The sequence below is a fragment of the Janthinobacterium leeuwenhoeki genome (assembly GCF_051380795.1).
GTDB lineage: Bacteria > Pseudomonadota > Gammaproteobacteria > Burkholderiales > Burkholderiaceae_D > Janthinobacterium.
The window spans coordinates 1-2,663 of the sequence record NZ_JBNYXT010000070.1 but is presented as its reverse complement, the minus strand read 5'-3'; the positions used below and the strand labels follow the sequence as shown (position 1 = coordinate 2,663).

Sequence of the window (2,663 nt, the reverse complement as noted above, 5' to 3'; positions counted from 1 at the left end):
GCAGAAAGACGCGAAGTATCGCGTCAACTTGAACGAAAAATGGGCTTGAACGGCTCATCGGTCGCCCATTTGGCGCGCCAACCTCGCCAGAAAACCGAATTGATCAGCGCTTCCCTAATATGAGCGACTGGATGGCGCGCCTTGGTTTTTTTTCGGCTGCCGTCGTCTTCCACATGAACCGGAGCAAGCATGAGTATGATGAAGTGCGCGATGCAATGCGCGGCAGCCGCGGCCCTGTGTGTCGCCCTGTCGCCCGCCATGGCGGCATCCACTCCGGCCGCACAGCCGTTCCTTGATGTGCTCGTCCATCAATACGCCACTTGCGTCGAGCCCGCCTATCACCAGGTGGACCTGTTGTTGCAGGACGGGACGGGGCGCTACCAGATCGACGTCAAGGGCGAGGCGTACACGATCGAACTGCAGGAACGCATGGGCTTTTCGCTGCAGGCGGGAATAGGCGGGCCCGTGGCGGCCGTCGTCAAGCTGGACCGGCCGCCAAAGGAACAGTTCGGGGAGCAGGTGCGCTGGCGCGAGCGCTGGCTGCGCGATGTGGCCGAGCGCAGCGGCGTGGAGCTTGAAGAGCGGGCGCTTGCCGGCGGCGCGCGCCTGCTTGCCGTGAACAAGGGCGAGATCAAGGGCAACTATGTGGGCCAGTCCCTGCTGATCGATGCGAAACGGCAGTTGTTCATCGATATCGCGTGGCCGAACACCCTGGACACGTATCGCGGCCCGGAAGGTGCGCGGTATGTGCGACAGGTGCAGGATGATGTCTGGCAGCGCCTGCTGTCTTGCCCGCCGACTGCGTGACGCTGGCGGCCATCGCATACCCCTCGTGCGCACGCATACAGACAAATAATAATGATTCTCATTTATAATGCGTGACAATAGGGTGGCGATGGGCCGGCGCAGTGGCGCCATGCGTGTGAAGGAGGGCATGATGGGCAGTGTGTATGGCAACGAGGACGCTATCGCGCGTGAGCATCGCGTGTTGATGGGGGAGTATGGCCGCGCGCAGGCGCGCTGCAGTGCGCAGCTGGCTGCGCAGGCGGCCCGCATCGCGCAGCTGGAGTCGGACTTGATGCGCGCGCGGGCGCAGGTCGTGATCCGCGATACAAAACTGGCGCTGGCGCGCGATGAACTGGCCGAACTGGCGGCCAGCGTGCCGGGCTTGCCGACGCGTGCAAGGCTGGCGCGCCGGGTCGAATGGCTTGGTGAAAGAGTGCAGGACCTGATGCGCGAGTTGCTGCGCCTGCAGTGGTTGCCCGCACCAGCCTTGCAGGCCGACGTGCGCGAAAAAGCCGTGCTGTATGTGGGCAGCTATCTGGACCAGAATGCGGGCCAACCGGCCGTCGGCGCCAACGTGGCGCAGCAAGCCATCGAGCAGGCTGGCGGACGCTTCCTGCACCACGCAGGCGGCGACGATGGCGCCGACGATGCAGCCGCGCTGGAAGCGGGCCTGGTGGCGGCCGACCTGGTGATTTGCCAGACGGGCTGCGTCAGCCACGATGCTTACTGGCGCGTGCATGACCACTGCAAGCGCACGGGCAAACAGTGCGTGCTGGTGGACCAGCCGCAAGCCATGCATTTCGTGCGCAAGGAAACGTTGGCCGCTTCTTAACGCTGGCTTAATCCGCATGGGCCACAATGGCCGTCCCTCGACGTTCCTGAAAGCGCCCATGCTGTCCCTGCAAATCGGCCCCCTGGCCCTGCCTACGGGCCTGGTCCTGCTGTTCGTTTCCCTGTGCGTTGCCTACGGCGTGGCGGGCTGGCTGCGGCGCTATCGCCAACTGCCCGATGCCGGCCCCCTGGTTTCCGACATGCTGATCGCCGGCCTGCTGGCGGCGCGCCTGGCGTTCGTACTGCGCTGGCACGAACAGTACCTGGCCGCACCCTGGTCCATCCTGAATATCCGCGACGGAGGGTTCCTGGCGTCGGCCGGCATTGCCGCTGCCCTGGCCATCGCCGCGTGGCGTTGCCGGCGCGCCGCCATGACGCTGATGCGCCGTCCGCTGGCCATCAGCGTGGCGTCCGGCGCGCTGGCCTGGGGCGTGCTGAGCGCAGGCATATCGCTGGCCTACGACAAGCCGACGGCCTTGCCGGCCGTGGCGCTGCAGGCGGTCGATGGCGCGCCGGTGACCCTGGCGGCGCTGGCCGGCGGCAAGCCGCTGGTGGTGAACTTGTGGGCCAGCTGGTGCCCGCCATGCCGGCGCGAGATGCCCGTGCTGGCCGCCGCGCAGCAGGCGCGCGCCGATATCGTCTTCGTGTACGCGAATCAGCGCGAGGATGCGGCGGTGGCCGGCGCTTTCCTGGACAGGAGCGGCGTGACCCTGCGCAATGTGGTGCTCGACAGCGAGGCGGCGCTGGGCAAGGCGGCCGGTTCCTCGGCCCTGCCGACCACCCTGTTTTATGACGCGCAGGGGCGCCTGGTCGATACGCATCTGGGCGAATTGTCCGACGCCTCCCTGGCCAGCAAGCTGCAGATGATTGCGCCCGTTCCCTGACGCGCGCACGCCTGCTTGACGTAGCCGCCATCGTTCGCGATGCGCGGCTTTTTTTACGGTGCGCCCGGCAGGGCGCACTCACTGGGAGGTGCAAGTCCTCTACTCGCCCGACAAGGGGAAGAGTTAGCTGAACGGCAAGGGTGCCGCGGGCGACTGCGGATC

At 66.3% G+C, this 2,663-nt stretch carries 3 protein-coding genes; all 3 read left to right on the top strand.

The genetic code is table 11. The features are described 5' to 3' along the window. Positions 1 to 189 precede the first annotated feature (189 nt). The 3 genes from ACQ4WS_RS25390 to ACQ4WS_RS25380 all read left to right on the top strand — a co-directional run bounded on the left by ACQ4WS_RS25390 (position 190) and on the right by ACQ4WS_RS25380 (position 2,501). Positions 190 to 807: a hypothetical protein gene (locus ACQ4WS_RS25390; protein ID WP_436479718.1), complete on the top strand. Its 618-nt coding sequence runs from the start codon at positions 190 to 192 to the stop codon at positions 805 to 807. 130 nt (positions 808 to 937) lie between these two features. After that, positions 938 to 1,618: a DUF2325 domain-containing protein gene (locus tag ACQ4WS_RS25385; RefSeq protein WP_436479719.1), complete on the top strand. Its 681-nt coding sequence runs from the start codon at positions 938 to 940 to the stop codon at positions 1,616 to 1,618. A gap of 58 nt (positions 1,619 to 1,676) precedes the next feature. Next, positions 1,677 to 2,501, top strand: coding sequence for a TlpA family protein disulfide reductase (locus ACQ4WS_RS25380; RefSeq protein ID WP_436479717.1), 825 nt, complete (start codon positions 1,677 to 1,679; stop codon positions 2,499 to 2,501). Positions 2,502 to 2,663: the final 162 nt, after the last annotated feature.